10 protein-coding genes, 1 tRNA gene and 1 pseudogene are annotated in these 16,551 nt (G+C 61.0%); 5 read left to right on the top strand and 7 right to left on the bottom strand.

Annotated elements, in window-relative coordinates; translation table 11 throughout:
- Window positions 1-191: 191 nt before the first annotated feature.
- On the bottom strand, window positions 192-416 hold the full coding sequence (locus ACETMP_RS16595) for a hypothetical protein (RefSeq protein ID WP_375161774.1): 225 nt from the start codon (window positions 414-416) through the stop codon (window positions 192-194).
- Between ACETMP_RS16595 and ACETMP_RS16590 the strand changes: the two genes are divergently transcribed.
- The 3 genes from ACETMP_RS16590 (at window position 393) to ACETMP_RS16580 (ending at window position 5,346) form a co-directional block, all read left to right on the top strand.
- Window positions 393-1,898 carry a glucan biosynthesis protein G gene (locus ACETMP_RS16590; protein WP_375161773.1) on the top strand — a complete coding sequence of 502 codons (1,506 nt, stop codon included), beginning with the start codon at window positions 393-395 and terminating at the stop codon, window positions 1,896-1,898. The two genes, ACETMP_RS16595 and ACETMP_RS16590, sit on opposite strands and share 24 nt — an antisense overlap.
- A complete protein-coding gene (gene mdoH / locus ACETMP_RS16585) occupies window positions 1,886-4,003 on the top strand; it encodes a glucans biosynthesis glucosyltransferase MdoH (protein ID WP_375161772.1) in 2,118 nt (705 codons plus the stop codon). Before ACETMP_RS16590 ends, mdoH begins: the two co-directional genes overlap by 13 nt.
- Before the next feature lie 386 nt (window positions 4,004-4,389).
- A complete protein-coding gene (locus ACETMP_RS16580) occupies window positions 4,390-5,346 on the top strand; it encodes a Ku protein (protein ID WP_375161771.1) in 957 nt (318 codons plus the stop codon).
- Between the two features lie 85 nt (window positions 5,347-5,431).
- Here the strand turns inward: ACETMP_RS16580 and ACETMP_RS16575 are convergent, their stop codons facing one another.
- Window positions 5,432-5,701, bottom strand: a complete 270-nt coding sequence (locus ACETMP_RS16575) for a hypothetical protein (RefSeq protein WP_375161770.1) — start codon at window positions 5,699-5,701, stop codon at window positions 5,432-5,434.
- 239 nt (window positions 5,702-5,940) lie between these two features.
- Between ACETMP_RS16575 and ACETMP_RS16570 the strand changes: the two genes are divergently transcribed.
- Window positions 5,941-6,426: a DUF3833 family protein gene (locus tag ACETMP_RS16570; RefSeq protein ID WP_375161769.1), complete on the top strand. Its 486-nt coding sequence runs from the start codon at window positions 5,941-5,943 to the stop codon at window positions 6,424-6,426.
- A 1,031-nt stretch (window positions 6,427-7,457) separates the two neighbouring features.
- Here ACETMP_RS16570 and ACETMP_RS16565 read toward each other — a convergent pair.
- Entirely contained in the window at window positions 7,458-9,041 is a 1,584-nt protein-coding gene (locus ACETMP_RS16565; protein ID WP_375161768.1) for an amidase, read from the bottom strand.
- Window positions 9,042-9,193: 152 nt separating this feature from the next.
- Here ACETMP_RS16565 and ACETMP_RS16560 point away from each other — a divergent pair, with 152 nt between their 5' ends.
- Entirely contained in the window at window positions 9,194-10,957 is a 1,764-nt protein-coding gene (locus tag ACETMP_RS16560; RefSeq protein ID WP_375161767.1) for a winged helix-turn-helix domain-containing tetratricopeptide repeat protein, read from the top strand.
- Window positions 10,958-11,219: 262 nt separating this feature from the next.
- Here ACETMP_RS16560 and ACETMP_RS16555 read toward each other — a convergent pair whose 3' ends face one another.
- The 4 genes and pseudogenes from ACETMP_RS16555 to ACETMP_RS16540 all read right to left on the bottom strand — a co-directional run bounded on the left by ACETMP_RS16555 (window position 11,220) and on the right by ACETMP_RS16540 (window position 16,474).
- A complete protein-coding gene (locus tag ACETMP_RS16555) occupies window positions 11,220-12,794 on the bottom strand; it encodes an RNA-directed DNA polymerase (protein ID WP_375161766.1) in 1,575 nt (524 codons plus the stop codon).
- Between the two features lie 333 nt (window positions 12,795-13,127).
- A complete protein-coding gene (locus ACETMP_RS16550) occupies window positions 13,128-14,852 on the bottom strand; it encodes a DUF262 domain-containing protein (RefSeq protein WP_375161765.1) in 1,725 nt (574 codons plus the stop codon).
- Between the two features lie 234 nt (window positions 14,853-15,086).
- Window positions 15,087-15,162 (bottom strand) — tRNA-Ile (locus ACETMP_RS16545).
- A 336-nt stretch (window positions 15,163-15,498) separates the two neighbouring features.
- A pseudogene (locus ACETMP_RS16540) lies at window positions 15,499-16,474 on the bottom strand (Bug family tripartite tricarboxylate transporter substrate binding protein).
- Window positions 16,475-16,551 lie beyond the last annotated feature (77 nt).

Here is a 16,551-nt window from a genome sequence, read left to right as displayed (position 1 = left end):
GCTGGTTTCGGCCGGAGCATAGCACAGTGGGGCGTGCCTCGCCTCATCCTGTTGGAGGAGAGCGTGGCGCGCGCAATGATCGGCAGGGATCACGCCGATCGCGCCGCCGGCGCTGCCGGCGATCGGCATCCTCGCCGATCGGACGGCGATTGAGCCAGGGAGAGGGCGAAGCCGGAACCGGAGCGGATGCCTCATATTGCCCGTTCTTGCCGGTGAAGACCGCTGAATTGCCGTGCGGCAGCGGATTGGCCGGTTCTCGGAGCCTTGCGGCCGCCGGTCGACGAATGCAGTCCGTCCTTGTCACCGATCGCGTCAATGATGGCCGGGCGATGGAACTCGCGCGCGCGGCGGTCGTTGCTTGGCGGCGGCAGCTTTTGCGACAAGGAGAGCATGTGAACCGACGCCAGCTTGTTCAAGGGTCGGCAATGCTGCCGGCGTTGCTGCTCGGTTCGGGCGGCGGTTTTGCGGCCCCCTCGGACGTCGCGTTTGGGCCCTCTACGGTGAGGGACTTGGCCCGTATGCTGGCGGGGAAGCCGTACGAAGCGCCGGACGAGAAGCTTCCGAGCGGATTGAAGGACCTGGACTACGATCAGTATCGCTCGATCCGCTTTCTGCCCGAGCGGGCGCTCTGGCGCGGCAAGAATCTTCCGTTCGAAGCGCAGTTCTTCCACCGCGGCTTCTTCTACAGGAACAGGGTGAACATCTTCGAGGTCGCGGACGGAAAGGCATCCGAGTTCAAGTACCGCAAGGCGGACTTCTCCTTCGGCGAGAAAGTCCCGGCGTTCGAGGACAACGACATCGGCTTTGCAGGCTTCCGTATCCATGCGCCGATGAACCGTCCCGACTATTACGACGAGGTCTGCGTCTTCCTGGGCGCGAGCTATTTCCGCGCCGTGGCCAAAGGGCAGACGTATGGGCTTTCCGCCCGGGGGCTTTCGATCGATACGGGCGAAGCCAAGGGTGAGGAATTTCCGCTCTTCAAGGCCTTCTGGCTCGAGAGGCCGGCGCCTGGTGCGACCTCGCTGGTGATCCATGCCCTGCTCGACAGCAAGAGTTGCGCGGCGAGCTATCGATTCACCCTGCGCCCCGGCGACACGACGGTTTTCGACGTCGAGATGTCGGTCTACCCGCGCGTCGAGATGCCGCGGGCCGGGCTCGCGCCCATGACCAGCATGTTCTTCTACGGCCCGAACGACCGCAACGAAATCGACGATTTTCGTCCGTCCGTGCATGATTCCGACGGCCTCGCGATCTTCAACGGGAAGAGCGAAAGCCTGTGGCGGCCGCTCAGCAATCCCCGCGACCTCCAGATCAGCACCTTCCAGGATCTCAATCCGCGCGGCTTCGGCCTGATGCAGCGGGAGAGGAACTTCTCTGCCTATCAGGACATCGAATCCAGCTTCGAGCGACGGCCCAGTCTGTGGATGGAGCCGATCGGGGACTGGGGCGAGGGCGGGGTCGCGCTGATCGAAATCCCGACCAAGGAGGAGGTCCACGACAACATCGCCGCATTCTGGCGGCCTAAGAACCCGCTCCAGGCCAAGGGCGAACACAACTACACCTACCGACTGCACTGGGGCCCCGACAGCCCGAAGCCGCATTCCCTCGCCAGATTCACGCGAAGCGGGATAGGGGCGAGGGGCGAGGACGCGCGCCTCTTCGTGCTCGATCTGATCGGCGACAACCTGAAGGGCGTCGATCCTGCGGGCGTCAAGGGCATCGTCGCGGCGGAGAAGTCCGAGGTGAAGAACATCGTCACGCAGCCCAATCCTTACACCGGTGGCTGGCGGCTGAGTTTTCAGTGCCAGGTGAAGGGAGAGCCCATCGAGCTGCGGGCGTTCTTGGCCCAAGGCGACAAGCCCTTGTCTGAAGTCTGGGTCTACCGATGGGCACCCTGAGCACGGCACCGCGTCCGATTGCCGGCGATATCGCGACCCAACGCCTGCTGCCGCGGGAAGCCCCCCTTCCGATGGCTCCTGGCGATCTCGGAAACAAAGGGGTGCCGGACCGTGTCCCTGCGCCGGTCGCCTCCACGATGGCTTGGCGGCGCGGCCTGATCCTTCTCGCGACGGCGGCGCTCACGGGGGCGGGCGGCTATGAGATGTATCGCGTGCTGGAGGTCGGGGGCGTCACCGTCCTTGAAGCCATGGTGCTGGTGCTATTCCTGGTCTTGCTCGCCTGGGTCGCCTTCTCATTCGCCTCCGCGCTGGCCGGCTTCTTTGTGTTGCTGGCCGATCGTCGGGGCCCCTTCGCGCCGGACGCGGAACTGCCTGCGATCGCAAGCCGCACCGCCATGCTGCTTCCCACCTACAACGAAGATCCGCACCGATTGACGGCGCGGCTTCGTGCGATCATCGAGTCCTTGGAGGCGACCTCGCACGGGGAATTGTTCGACTGGTACGTTCTCAGCGATAGCACCGATCCGGACATCTGGGTCGCCGAAGAAAAGGCGCTCCTCGCATTGCGGCAGGTCGTCGAAACACGGCTGTACTACCGGCACCGCGCCGACAATACGGCCCGGAAAGCCGGCAACATTTCCGAATGGGTCACACGGTTCGGCGGCATCTACGACTTCATGATCGTGCTCGACGCCGATAGTCTCATGAGCGGGCAGACCATCGTCCGACTGGTCCATGCCATGGAAAAGAATCCGAGCGCCGGGCTCGTCCAGACGCTCCCCATGGTCGTCAACGCGCGAAGCCTGTTCAGCCGCGTCCAGCAATTCGCCGGCCGCCTGTACGGACCGATGATCGCCGCCGGCGTCGCCTGGTGGCACGGCTCCGAAGGCAATTACTGGGGCCACAACGCGATCATCCGGGTGAAGGCGTTCGCGGAAGCGGCCGCGCTGCCGCAGCTGCGCGGCCGCAAGCCGTTCGGCGGCCACATCCTGAGCCACGATTTCGTGGAGGCTGCGCTGATGCGGCGCGCCGGGTGGGGCATCTACATGCTGCCGACGCTCGGTGGAAGCTACGAAGAGGTGCCGCCCTCGCTGCTTGATTTCGCGGCGCGCGACCGACGCTGGTGTCAGGGCAATCTTCAGCATCTCGCTGTCGTGCCGGCGCGGGGCCTGCATTGGGTGTCGCGCCTGCATTTCGTGGTGGGTATAGGGGCATATCTGACGGCGCCGCTATGGCTGCTGTTCCTGCTGCTCGGGATGCTGATCTCGCTGCAGGCCCGCTTCGTGCGACCGGAGTATTTCCCGAAGGGCTTCTCGTTGTTTCCGACTTGGCCCGCTCAGGATCCCGTGCTCGCCGTCTGGGTGTTCGTCGCCACCATGGGTCTGTTGCTTTTGCCGAAGCTGCTCAGTCTGGTCCTGCTCTGGATGCGCCGCTTGGTGGGGCGCCAATTCGGCGGCGCATTGCGTGCCACCGCCGGAGTTCTCGCAGAGATCGTCGTCTCCGCGCTGATGGCGCCGGTGATGATGATCTTTCAGTCTGTCGCTGTCGTCGAGATCCTGGCCGGTCGCGATGCGGGCTGGCAGACCCAAAGGCGCGACGACGGCACCGTGGAGCGCCGCGAGCTGTATCGGAAATACGGCGTTCCAACCTTGTGCGGCGTCGTGATGGCGGCAAGCGCGTACGCGGTTTCGCTGCCGCTTCTGCTCTGGATGTCGCCGGTCATCGTAGGACTGCTATTCGCCGTTCCCATGGGGGCGCTGACCGCCAGACCCGCGCTCGGCAAATTGTTCGCCACCCCGGAAGAACGAGAGCCGCCTCCGGTCCTGCGGCGAGCGAACGAATTGAGCGCGTCGGCGGACGTAGGGATCAAGCCAGCATTGGTGGAACTGCGTTACGACGCCGCGCTCCTGGCCTTCCATCTCGCGCAACTGACGCCTCCTCGCGCCGCCACGCCCGCCACGGTCGACGCGAACCTGGCGGTCGGCTGTGCCAGGATCGATGCGAGCGATACTTTCGAAGAGGCCGCAGCGCACCTGTCCGCCCGGGAGATCTTTTCGATCCTGAACGACGGTTCGGCGCTCTCGACCGTGTTGCAGAAGCGATGAACGTGCTCTCGACAATTCCGTGTCGTCGGTCCATGGGGCGTTCGTCTGGCTGGCGTCGACGGTCCTGACGGCAGCGGTGGACGTCTCCTCGTTGGCGAGCTTGTCGGCTGGATCTCCTTCAGCTGCTTGACGGCCCGGGCCAGATCGAGATCGGCGTAGGCTTTTGCCTTGCGCTATTCGCCGTCCTTCATCCAGCCGGCATACATCTTGTCGATCGGGCCTGTCTTGCAGCCGGACGGCGGCCTCGTATGGGTGCTCGGGGAAGGGCGGAGCGATGCGACATGAAGTCCTACGCTTTTGCTGCCTTTTTCTCCACAGGCCATGTCGGAACCCAGGACCGCCGTTCGTCTTGAATCCGTGTCGCCTCGAACCGGAGTTCTGCGTACATGGCCCCGCGCGCCAACTGGAAAGGCTTCCTGAGACTGTCCCTCGTCACCTGTCCCGTGGCGCTCTATCCGGCCACGTCCGAGAGCGAGAAGATCTCGTTCAATCAGCTCAACCGGCAGACCGGCCACCGCGTCAAGTACCTGAAGGTCGACGCCGAGACCGGCGACGAGGTGCCGAACGAGGACATCGTAAAGGGCTATGAGCTGGACAAGGGTCAGTACATCGAGGTGTCCAAGGAAGAGCTCGAGGAGATCGCGCTGGAGTCCACGCGCACCATCGAGATCGACGAGTTCGTCGCCCGGTCGGACATCGATCCGCGCTATTTGATCCGCCCCTATTACATCCGGCCCGACGGCAAGGTCGGCCACGACGCCTTCGCGGTGATCCGCGAGACCATCCGCGAGATGGACAAGGTCGCGATCGGGCGCGTGGTGCTGACCAACCGCGAGCACATCATCGCGCTGGAGCCGATGGACAAGGGCCTCGTCGGCACCCTGTTGCGCTACCCCTACGAGGTGCGCAGCGAGCAGGACTATTTCGACGACATCCAGGACGTGAAAGTCACCAAGGACATGCTCGATCTCGCCCGGCACATCGTCAACCAGAAGGCCGGACGCTTCGAGCCGGAGAAGTTCGAGGACCATTACGAGACCGCGCTGATCGAGCTGATCAACGAAAAGCGCGCCGGCAAGGTGATCCGGCCCAAGGAGCGGCCGAAGGGCGAGAACGTCGTCGACCTCATGGAGGCGCTGCGGCGCAGCGTCGGCAAGGAGGCCCGGAAAGAGGTTAGGCCGGAGGCCACGCCCGCCAAGGCGGACAAACCCGCCAAGAAGCCGAAGAAGGCGGCGACCGGCCAGAAGGAGATGCTGATGCCGATCGCGGGCAAGAAGGCGGCCGCTGCCAAGGAATCGTCCGCGAAGAAGCAGGCCTCAGGGGCGCGGCGGAAATCGGCATGAAGCATCCGGCGACGCCGGACGGATCGGCACATGGCCAGGACCACGCCCTATGCCACCTGGTGCGCGAAGCGCCTCGCCGCAGGCCTCAAAGGCTTTCGTCAGGGCACTCCGGACAGGTATCGCCGATCGAATCGAGGACATCGTTGATCTCCGCGACGGCTTGATCGGCGGAGACGCCGTCCGGTGGATGCTGCCGCGCAAGCGCGACCGCGCGTCCCCGCGCATGCGGGTCGGCACGGTCCCTGGCCCAGCCATGCTCCTCGCATTCGCAGATCGCGCCGGCCTCCTGCAGCACGTGGGTGGCCCAGCCCCGCAAGGTCCGGGTCGCCGGCCGTCGTTCCCTTGTCATCAGCATTCGAGATCACTCCTGCGGGACGAATCCGGGGCGCCGCCAAATCGTTCCGCGCGTTAGCACGGAGCAGGGATTCCCGAACCACAGGGCTGGGCTTTGTCCCCGTATTCCCATGGAAGGGGAGCGCGCGGTGCGCCGCGGGTCTGCATGCGTTGCAGGCACTCGGCGGAGCTAGGAGGTTCGCCTTGAGGAACCAGGCGCCGCGAGGCGACTTGTGTCGCCATCGGTTCGGAGGACTCGCCATGGCCATTGATGCGTTCGCTGGCACCACGCCGGTGTTTCTCCCTGAGCAGTTCTTCGTCGGCCGCCTGGAAGGATGGGCGGTGGTTGAGAGTCTCGTCGGTGGGCTTCTGAAGCGCGCGTCGATCAATGCTCATGGCGAGCTCGACGCGGACACCGATACTGTCGTCCTGACAGAAACCTACACCTTCGATGACGGCCACAGCGACACGCTGCGCTGGACGATTCACAAGTTGGGCGAAGGTCAGTACACCGGTCATGAAAATCGCCTGGAAGGTGAAGCCGCCGGCGAGCAGGCCGGTTGTGCATTCCACTGGAAGTACACGCGCGACACGCCCCAGGGCGATGGCAAGTCGTTCAAGCTGAACTTCGATGATTGGTTCTATGCGATCGATGATCGTGCCTGCATCGTGCGCGGAAGCGCCGGGCGCGCGGGCATCCCGTTCGCGACGGCGCATGTGACGTATCGGAAACGGTCAAGTTCGTGAGAATCTGCAAACCCGGCACAACTGGTTGATCATATTCGATCTCGCACGGCTTCTGCATCAGAAGCCGATGCTGGAGCGACTTTGGCGAATGTGTCCGATGTGACACGACCTTGGATATGCGGGGATGCGGATGTGTGTCACGCAATGGTGAGCATGCCATTCGCGCAGCCGTGATTGTTCACCGCGTGTTTTTCCCGAGCGCATACCCACCTCATGTTCATCCAAGAAACGCGAAGGAAACGCCCGCAACAGAGCAGCCGATTCGAGCCAGCGCGAATGCTCCGCACAAGAACAACAGCCGTTCGGAGCACGACCATGACTGGACTCAGGATCTTTGTTATTGCAGCGACTATGTCGATTGGCGCGATAAGCTCTGCAAGCGCCCAGTGCCCATTGTGGGCGACTCAATATCCGAGTTTGTTTCAGGCGCAATATCCCGATCGGGATGTGTTGAACGACTGCGAGCTGACTCCAGCAGGCAGAATGGGCCTGGAACGCCCTGGCGGCGCGGCTCCCGTGTTTGGGCCCAACAGGGCTTATGAGACAACGCCTGGTGTTACGCAGCACCACGGCTTTCACCACCGATCGCGGTGAGTATCTGAAAATGGATCCGGATGGTCGGATCCCGGCGGAGAAACGTAGCGCCAAGTCGAATGACCACGCCGATCGAAGCAAGCACATCGTTGATCTCTACGACCGCTTGATCGGCGGAGACGCCGTCCGGTGGATGCTGCCGCGCAAGCGCGACCGCGCGTCCCCGCGCATGCGACGAATCCGGGCCGCCGCCAAATCGTTCCGCGCGTTAGCACGGGCAGGGATTCCGGGTGCGCAGGGCTTGGCTTGTCCACGTGTTCCGGAGGGCTGTGAAGAATGCGAGCCACGGGCAACCGGCGCGGCGGCTACGAGCTCAGCTCTAATTCAATCAGCTTGTGCGGTACACGCCGGCCCCGGGGCGGGTAGTTGCACGGTGTCGTCAGCTTGACGAGCGAGACAATCACTTCGCGGAACCCCACTTTTGTGGGACCTGTAGATCAAAGCGGAATTTCGGGCGGCCTTGCAAATCCTCCGTATTCCCTTTCGAGCAGTTGGGCGAAGGCAAGTGGGGTGCGGTCCTCGAATAACGGGCCGATGATCTGCACGCCAATGGGAAGCCCTGCCTTGGAGCGGCCGATCGGCATCACGGTGGCGGGCAGGCCCGGAGGCGTCGCGAGGGTCCCCCAGACGATCAGCGACAAATAGGGGTGAGTTTCGCCGTCGATATCGATCGTTCGATCTTCCTGTTCCGGCTTCTGGTCGTGCGGGAACGCGACCACAGAAAATGGCGGACACAGAACCACGTCGAATTCCTTGAACAGACCGGCCCATTGCTGGCGAAGGCGGGCCCGCGCGATCTCCGCAGCCATCCACTGGTGGTGGCTGAGCAGCGGCGCGCGCATTCGCCATGCCTTCAGGCTGTCGTCGTCAGGCTTCAGCGCAGAGACATTCTCCTGAATCATCTTGAAGAATTCCGGAGGCCGGCCGAACGCTGCGAAGTTTCTCACCATACGGGTATGCAGGCGTGCCGATTCGGCGAAATCAGGCAGCAGCGAGCTGGACCGCGCGACTTTTGCTCCTGCCCTCGCCAGCCAATTCGCAAGTTGATCAAGGGCGGCGCGTATCTCGCTGGCCACCGGCAGCAGAGGATGACTGTGGAGCACGAGAATGCGGAAGTCTTTCAGCGCCCCATGCCGCGGTGCCGGAAGTGAAAGGCGATAGGCTTTCGCTTCGTATTCATCCGGGCCCGCGATCACGTCGAGCGCAGTTGAGAGATCGGCGGCGGTTCGCGCCATCGGCCCGCAAACGCCCAATCCGCTGGTGAGATCGGTTGCCAGCGGAGGGGATCGGGGCGGCGCGTGCCCTCGCTGCGGGACCAGGTTGGACGTCGGCTTGTGGGCAAAGACGCCGCACAAATGCGCGGGCGCTCGCAGCGAAGCGCTGAGATCCGAGCCGAGTTCCAGCGGCACATAGCCGGCGGCAAGCGCGGCCGCCGATCCGCCGGATGAGCCTCCCGGCGTGCGCTCGAGGTCCCAGGGGTTGTTGGTCTTTCCGTAGATCGGGTTGAAGCATTGCCAGTCGGCAATCGCGGTGGCGAGGTTGGTCTTGCCCAGGATCACTGCGCCTGCTGCCTTGAGGCGGGCGACTGCAACGGCGTCTTCAGCTGCCCGCCAGTCGCGACCCGTCGGTAGCCCCCAGGTGGTCGGCAATCCCCCGACATTGAAGGATTCTTTGACCGTCATAGGTATTCCGAGCAATGGTCGGCGTTCGCCGCGCATCAGCGCGGCATCGGCCTCGCGCGCAGCCGCCCGGGCGCGTTCGAAATCGCGCACGACAACGGCATTGATACGGGAATCGAGGGCTTCGATCCGGCCAACCGCCTGCTCCACCAATTCGGTCGCCGAAACCTTGCGTGCGTCGAGCAGCGACCGCAACGCGCTCACGTCAGCGTAGTCCAGGCGCTGCTCGGAAATGGGCGAACGGGCGGGCTCTTGGCCGAAAGCCCGGGTGGGCGGTTTCATGGTCATGGTCGCGACGGTGCTGGCGGCTGCCCCTAGAAGGAATCGTCGGTTCATCGTCATGGTTGGCTCCTCCGGGCCGTTTCGGCGCGCCATTCCCGCCGCGTCCGATTTGGACTAGCATTGCGGACCAGCACGACGTCGGCATGGCCGCGGTTCTGTGCGGTTGGGGGAGGCTAGGCGCGTTGGCGCCACGACACCCGAAAGAGCGCCGAATGAACGCCGAAATTGGCACGAAAACGAAGCCAAACGCGGCTGGTGGCGACAAGCCGGCCCCGACTGCCCGTGGCGGTCTTCACTTTGATGGCTTTGATGTTGACCCGGGCCGTGGCGAATTGCGCGTTAGGGGCGCCGTGGTAGCCTTGCGCCCGAAGAGCTTTGCGCTCTTGGTTTACCTCGCCCGTCATCCCGGTCAGCTTCTAACCAAGGATCAGCTCATTGAAGCCGTTTGGTCCGATGTCGCGGTAACCGACGATTCTCTGGTTCAGTGCATCAGCGAACTGCGAGCCGCGCTCGGAGACAGCGATCAACGCCTGATCAAGACCGTGCCTCGCCGTGGTTACTTGCTGGACGCGCTTGCCGTCGACACGCTGCCCCTCGATGAGGGGGGCGGACAGGGTGCGGGTGCCCTCAACTCGCTCGGCTCGGCGGCGCAGGGGGCGCCGCGTCGCGGATCACTTCCGTGGCTGCTTGCGTTCGTGACCATATGTATTGCTGCGCTTGCAGGAGCGCTCTGGTTCGGGCTTCTGCACCGTGGACAAGACGGCGCCCTCGTCAGCAAGAACACGATCACGATTTTGCCGCTTGCAGGTATCGGCGGTGACAGCGCAGCTGTCCTCGCCGAGGCCGTTACTGAGGATCTCACCATCGAAGTGTCCCGCCTGCCAGACACACTCGTGATCGGATATCCAGCAGGGCAGTCGCCGGCCGGCTCCGATAATGATGCACAGAGCATCGGCCGCCGACTGGCGGTCGCCTACGTTTTGGGCGGCAGCTTGGAGCGGCAGGGAGAAGCTGTCTCGATCGTGCTGAAGCTGCAGGCGAGCGCCACTGGGGCGCTGTTGTGGTCGGGTAGGTTCGACTATGCCGAACAAGCCGGATGGAATTGGCGCCGCGACATCACGCCGCGTATCGCCAACGAGCTGAAAGTGCGCATTGACGAGGTCGAGACGCCTTTCGACCGGCCCTACGACGGGCGCAAGTTTGCCGCTATCGATCCCACGCTGCACGGCTGGCGTCTGCTGAAGCGCATCCATACACGAGAAGAGCCGCAGCGGGCGCGGGCCCTGTTCGAGCAGGCGTTGCAGATAGACCCCGATTCGGCCTCTGCGCTGGCGGGACTTGCCCTTAGTCACATCACCGAAGTGCTGGCGCGCTGGAGCAAGGCACCGGACATGCAGACCGCGCTCGCCGCGCAAGCGATCGAGCGTTCATTGGCGATGCAACCTAACGATCCCCGCGCAAACTACGTGCGAAGCTTGGTGTTATCCGCGCAAGGTCGGATCGACGATGCGGAGCAGGCGATTCAGCGCGTGCTATCACTCTATCCGAATCAACCGCGGGCGCTGCAACGGCTGGGTTTCTTGAGGCTGCAACAGGGCCGTCCAGCAGAAGTAGCCGCCCCGGTCATGCTATCGCTCCGTCTTGATCCAATCGATGCTGAACAGGTGAGCCTTGGCTACTTCACCTTGGGGATGGCTGAATTTCACCTTCATCATGATGAAGCTGCCTACGCGCACATGCGTCAGGCAACGATCAGTAGTCCCGAAAACGGCTTTGCTTGGCAATGGCGGGCGGCGATCGATGCCCTGCACGGTCGCGGCGAGCAAGCCAGGAACAATCTGACCGAATACCAGAAGCGTATTCCCGGCCACACGGTGAGCAGCCTGAAAGCGTCGGAATCCTCGCGCAACCCCACGTTCTGGCAGGAGCGCAATCGCTTCTATGAAGGTCTGAGGATGGCGGGGCTTCCAGAGTAACACTGCGGAGCCAGCTGCCTCGGCAAGAAGACCGTCTTGACCACCTATCCGTTCACGCAAACTCACTCGCCTCCATTCACGTCCGTTGATTTTCGTGAACGCGCTTCTGTGGGCGGCGAGACGACAAGTAAGCGCCCGGTCAGGCAAGTTGTTGATTTCACGATGGTGGGGCCGGCAGGACTCGAACCTGCAACCGGACCGTATCAAAGGGCTAAGCTAATCGCATGACACGCCTCGACTCAATAGAGGTCTTCGCTCTCTTCTAACTCCCCTCCTCATCGTCGAATTCATCAACAGACAGATCGAAATCTTCGATGAAGTCTGCTCTCAGCCGCCTCATACGGTCATTGTCGCCCCTCAAGCTCCGTAGAGTTGTCGTAATGGAAGTGAACCCTGTCTCGACGGCCAAGAAGCGAACCTTCTTGTCGAGAAGCAACGAGAAGAATGGGTCCTGTTCTATGAAGGCCGCATTTGTGCGTGAGTTGATTTCTCCAACGACGCTTTCATAAGCGTACAGCCACATCGGTCCTCTCAGCCCGTCCCTGTTCAATGAGCGGTCCCAATGCTGGAAATCTATCGAACCTTGGACTAGTTGACGCGAGTTGGCGCACGCGACCAGCAATGCCACCATGGAGTTCTCCATCTCGAACAGCCTGGCAAGCCGGCTCGCCGGCAGATTAATGTTAAGTCTGATCGCAAGAAAGAGAAGCCAGATGATCTCTCCGGTTCGGTTGGCCTGCGCAAGCACCGGGATACGATGTTCGATAAAATCCTTCACGTTTCCAATTTCAACGTCGTTGTGCTCGACTTGCCTAAGAATGAGCACCTCGACGAGGAAGGATATAAGGCTGGAGTTTCTTCGATAGGCACTTATTAGACTACTCTGGATGCCCTTCCAGCCGTCGGCGCGAACAAGCGCCGATCGAGCATTCTGCAACGCGAATTTCTCAACGTTTATATCTGGGTGGGCGATACAGATTCGCCCGATCTCGTAGAAGAATTGCTGAATGGCGGAATAGCTTGGACTGCCTCTTGGGATCTGAGCACGCACAGCCTGCTTCCAACCGGTGTCGTGTCGGAAAGATGTCGGATAGATAGCCGATTTTTCGCTGTTTAGCTCGAGCTCGAATTGTGCTGCTGATTGACGGAGTGCTGCAATCAAGCTTTCCCCAGACTGATCGTCGGCACTACTAATGGTGTAATCGTCGATGTATCGAGATGCATCTCGACTCGAAATCTTAAGTTTTTCCCGAAGTTGGGTGTCAATAGCCGACGCTACGACTTCGACTATTAACCTGGAGGTGTCGGGGCCCACGGGTAGGCCGATCGTCTGACCATCCTGACTATTTCGGCAAAGAAGATCAATGAGGTTGCCGTAGTCTGCGGGGTCGCGATGAGCTTTCGACCAAGGCTTCCCATAAATTGCCCACGGAATCGCGTGGGTGTATATTGAATGGAAGAAGGCTCGAATGTCGGCTGAGACAAATTCTTCACGTCGAGATGATAGGTCGACACGGAAGTCGTCGCGCAGGTCAATGCTTGAGCGCATAAGCGCGCGGGGTCCACTCCAGTCAAAAACAGGCGGAGATGCAGAAATTCCCGACTTCTTTGCCTTCTTTCTGAGGTCAACATAGTTGTCGGCAATGACCTTGGCTAACAAAAGATAGGAGATAGGATTTGGGACGCCGTGCCTGCGATCGTCTTTGCCGTATCTAGGAAAGTAGAACCAGCTCGGCTCTGTTGTGAAGCGATAAAATGCGGGTTTGTTTCGCACAGGAGGGAGAGCCTCTATGCCGTGGATGATTGATTTTCGATTCCGTGCGAGATCTTCCGACACGAAGCATGGTGGTAGCTCTGGGGCGAAATATCCGTGCGATATCAGCCTACGAAGGCGCTCAGATTTTGTCTTCGCAGTCATTCTTAACGTGCTCGATGAGAATCGCCGTAAAGTTGTGTGTCTATCATCGCTTAACCAACTTGTAAAATCTGTCGCCTTTCGGAATGCCGCAGCTGGTCTGTCCCCGAGCGGCGCCGGTTTATCGACCCAGTCCAATAGTTGTCCGCGAGGCTTAGTTTCTCGAAGAAGGAGCGTGTTTATTGCAATTCAAGAATATCCAAACTCACGAAACGCATTCCGGAAGGCTGGTGCTCCTGCAAGAGGTCTCGTCGATCACGTGACTTCTGGGTTCGTTGTGCTGGACAAGATGTCCCACATGCGCTCGAAGCGACGATCTCTGAACTGCTTATACGACGCGATATCGAACGCGAGCTTCTTTGGATCGCTGGCATATTCAGGCAAGAGAAGGTGCTTGGTGATGTCCATGCTTGCTGATTTCATTCGCGAGAAATAGTCCGATGGCAGTTCGGCGCGCTTACGGATGTTGTCCGTCGCGCCCATAAAACGAAGATTGCCGAGATGATTGATGTCCGCGCTCAACAAACCCATCTTCGATCTCAGCATGCTCTGCGGATAGATATGATCGACATGCGGGTCGTTCCCCTTGAATTTCACGTCGAAGGGCGATGCGCCCATTTGGTCCACGTAAATTTGGTTCAATAGGATGAAACGCAAGCGTGTCTCATTCATATGCGCTCGCGTCAGCTCCGTCGCTGATCCTCGCTTTCGGAAATACTCTTTAACCTCCGTCATCGGAAATCCGGCCGCGCTCGGTTTGCCAACGATTGTATGAAGTGAATTCACGACCGTATCTGTGCCTTGCGAATACCAACCAAATAGCTGTGCTTTGTAATGGTAGGCCTTCAGCAGTGTGCGGGTCGCCTCATTGGGTTTTGGATTGTGATACAGGAAGTCAAACATTGGAATGAAGCTGTTGTAGCTTCGAATGACCTTGTCGGCGTAGATCTTGAGGTCATTCTTTAGAAAGTCCCGCAGTTCCTGAAATGCTTGCTCTGCCTTCGTCCAGTTCGTGTTTATGGCGGTCATTAACGCATCGCCGTCGGGCCCGGTGAATTTTTCGGGCGATGCTTCCGCGCCGCGACCGTGTGCCACGAGCAGACATTTTAAAGGGAACGTCTTGTCGAATTGCAAATTGGTGCCGTTCAGCATCTCGGTCGTCTGCTCGATCACCTCTTCGATGTCCGACCAAGCCTCTTTCATGGCGGCAAACATGAGATCGGACGCGTCGAGCTTGGTCCCGCCCGAGTTTACGCGAACGAAGATGTCGAGAATCCTGTCGTACGGGTACTCGTTCGCAACGCCGTCGAGTTCTTGAATCCAAAAGTGCTTCTCTTCTCGAAGCAGCGAGAGTAACTGGCCAGAGTTCCGCCGTACGCGCTTCTCCCGCTCCCTCGCCTGCGGAGGCGTTTCCCGCCCATCGGGCGGAGCCGTGGCGTTCAGGTTGTCCATGGAAGTGTTGATGCGGTCGGCGACTTCCTCTGAGTTCCTCTGTCCGTCCCTAGTGATCGCATCGGCAACGCGATACCAAGGGAGTTGAAGTGGCTCGGCCGAGAATTGGACGCGATGTAGCAGGCCACGGTCATCCGGGACCATTCCGCTCGTGATGTCGAAGTAAGCTTCGGCCCTTCGATTATCGACGGAGATTATTGCGCCGCAAAATAGCGCGTAAAGCGTCTGCAAACGCTGCTGGCCGTCCAGAACGAAAACCTTCTCGACATCCTTCTTGCTCTTGCCCGGATCGTAGAAGTCGCTGAGGTCGGCGTCCCACTCGACCTTCTCCATGAATTTGCGTGCTTTGATCTCGTCCTTAGTGCGCCAGAACAGAAATGTTTGGATTGGATAATTGCGCATGAGGCTGTCGAACAGCCGTAGCATCTGATCCTCTTCCCAGACAAAGGGACGCTGGATATGCGGAAGGAAAATGGTTCGATTAATGTCTTCGATCAACCTAAACAATGAACTTGGTTTGTAACTCACGTACTGGGCCCCCCAAAAAGGCGAGGGCCAAGACTCTCCCGTCGCCCGCTATCTTCAACCCAACATTGTGGCCCGGTGCCTTGACTTCGTTCAAGCCCCAGGAGCTTCAAACGGGCGCTTATTTATCGGCTACCCAAATAAAATGGTTACTCCTGTCAGGGGAGGACAGTCAGGCCAGCCGGTTGTCAATCCAGCGCCGTGTGACCTGATCGCCCAACAAGCAATTGATTTCACTGGTGGGCCCGGCAGGACTCGAACCTGCAACCAGACCGTTATGAGCGGCCGGCTCTAACCATTGAGCTACAGGCCCCGCCGCGCGGCGGCTCGCTTTGGTCGCGGCCGGCAACGGTGCGCGGTTCGTTTACAGGGATGGCGGCGGGGGTGCAATGCTGACCCGGGCGGATGGTATCGCCAGAACGGCATCGCCGGTGGTTTTCAAATAACCGAAATCGGCGATGATGCCTGTATACCCCTGTTTTGCCCGACGAAGCAAAACCACCTCCTGAAGGCTCCCTTTTCGGGTCCGCTAACCCATTGAAATCACTGACCTCGTCTACTGTGCATGGGGTTGTTTCGCGACTTTTAAGGGGAGGGGCTCTCCTGAGCCCCTCCCGGTGTCGTGCCGGCGGTGCCGCCGTGTCCTTCGCTAATCCACCGAGACGCCGGCGAACTCCACCACCTTGCGCCACTTCGCGGTCTCGTCGGCGACCAGCTTGCCGAACTCGGCGGGCGTCATCGGCTTGGGGATGCCGCCGGTCTCGGCCAGCTTGGCCACCAGCTTGGGGTCCTTTAGCGCTTCGCCGACGGCCTTGTTGAGGATCTCGATCACCTCGGGCGGCGTGCCCTTCGGCGCGGAGATGCCGTAGAAGCCGACCGATTCGAAGCCCGGCACGGTCTCGGCGATCGCGGGCACGTCGGGCACGCTCGGCCAGCGCTGCGGCGAGGTCACGCCCAGCGCGCGCACGTTGCCGCCCTTCACCTGCTCCATGGCCGAAGGCAGGTTGTCGAAGATCAGCTGCACCTTGTTGGAGATGATGTCGGGGAAGGCGACCGCCGAGCCGCGATACGGCACGTGCACCATGTCGCACTTGGTCAGCACCTTGAACAGCTCGGCCGACATGTGCACCGAGGTGCCGTTGCCGGACGAGGCAAAGGAGATCTTGCCGGGATTGGCCTTGCAATAGTCGACGAACTCCTGGACCGTCTTGGCCGGGAACGCGTTGGACACGACCAGCATGTTGGTGAGCTGCATGATGCTGGCGACCGGCACGGTGTCGCGCAGGAAGTCGAACGGCAGCTTCTTGTACAGCGAGGTCGAGATCGCGTTGTTGGGCGCGACGAACAGCAGCGTGTAGCCGTCCGGCGGCGAGCTGATCGCGGCGGCGGCGGCGATGTTGCCGCCGGAGCCGGTGCGGTTCTCGACGATGACCTGCTGGCCGAGCCGCTCCGACAGCCACTGCGCCATGATCCGCGCCACGATGTCGACCGGGCCGCCGGCGGAAAATCCGATCAGCCAGTGCACGGGGCGGTCGGGATAGGCGGCGGAGGCGGGAGGTGTGGTGCTGAAAAAGACCTAAGAGGACTGCAAGCCCCAACAAACCGTTACGCAAAATTCGCAACATGACATCTCCCCATTGTTCTATTGTCCTTGGCGGCATGCTTTCACAAAATCGGGCCGCTGCCTACATCGCCGCAAGTC

Source organism: Bradyrhizobium dasycarpum, from assembly GCF_042019905.1.
In the GTDB taxonomy this organism is placed as follows: Bacteria; Pseudomonadota; Alphaproteobacteria; order Rhizobiales; family Xanthobacteraceae; genus Bradyrhizobium; species Bradyrhizobium japonicum_B.
The sequence above is the reverse complement of the archived record's forward strand: the minus strand, read 5'-3'. Positions and strand labels throughout refer to the sequence as shown.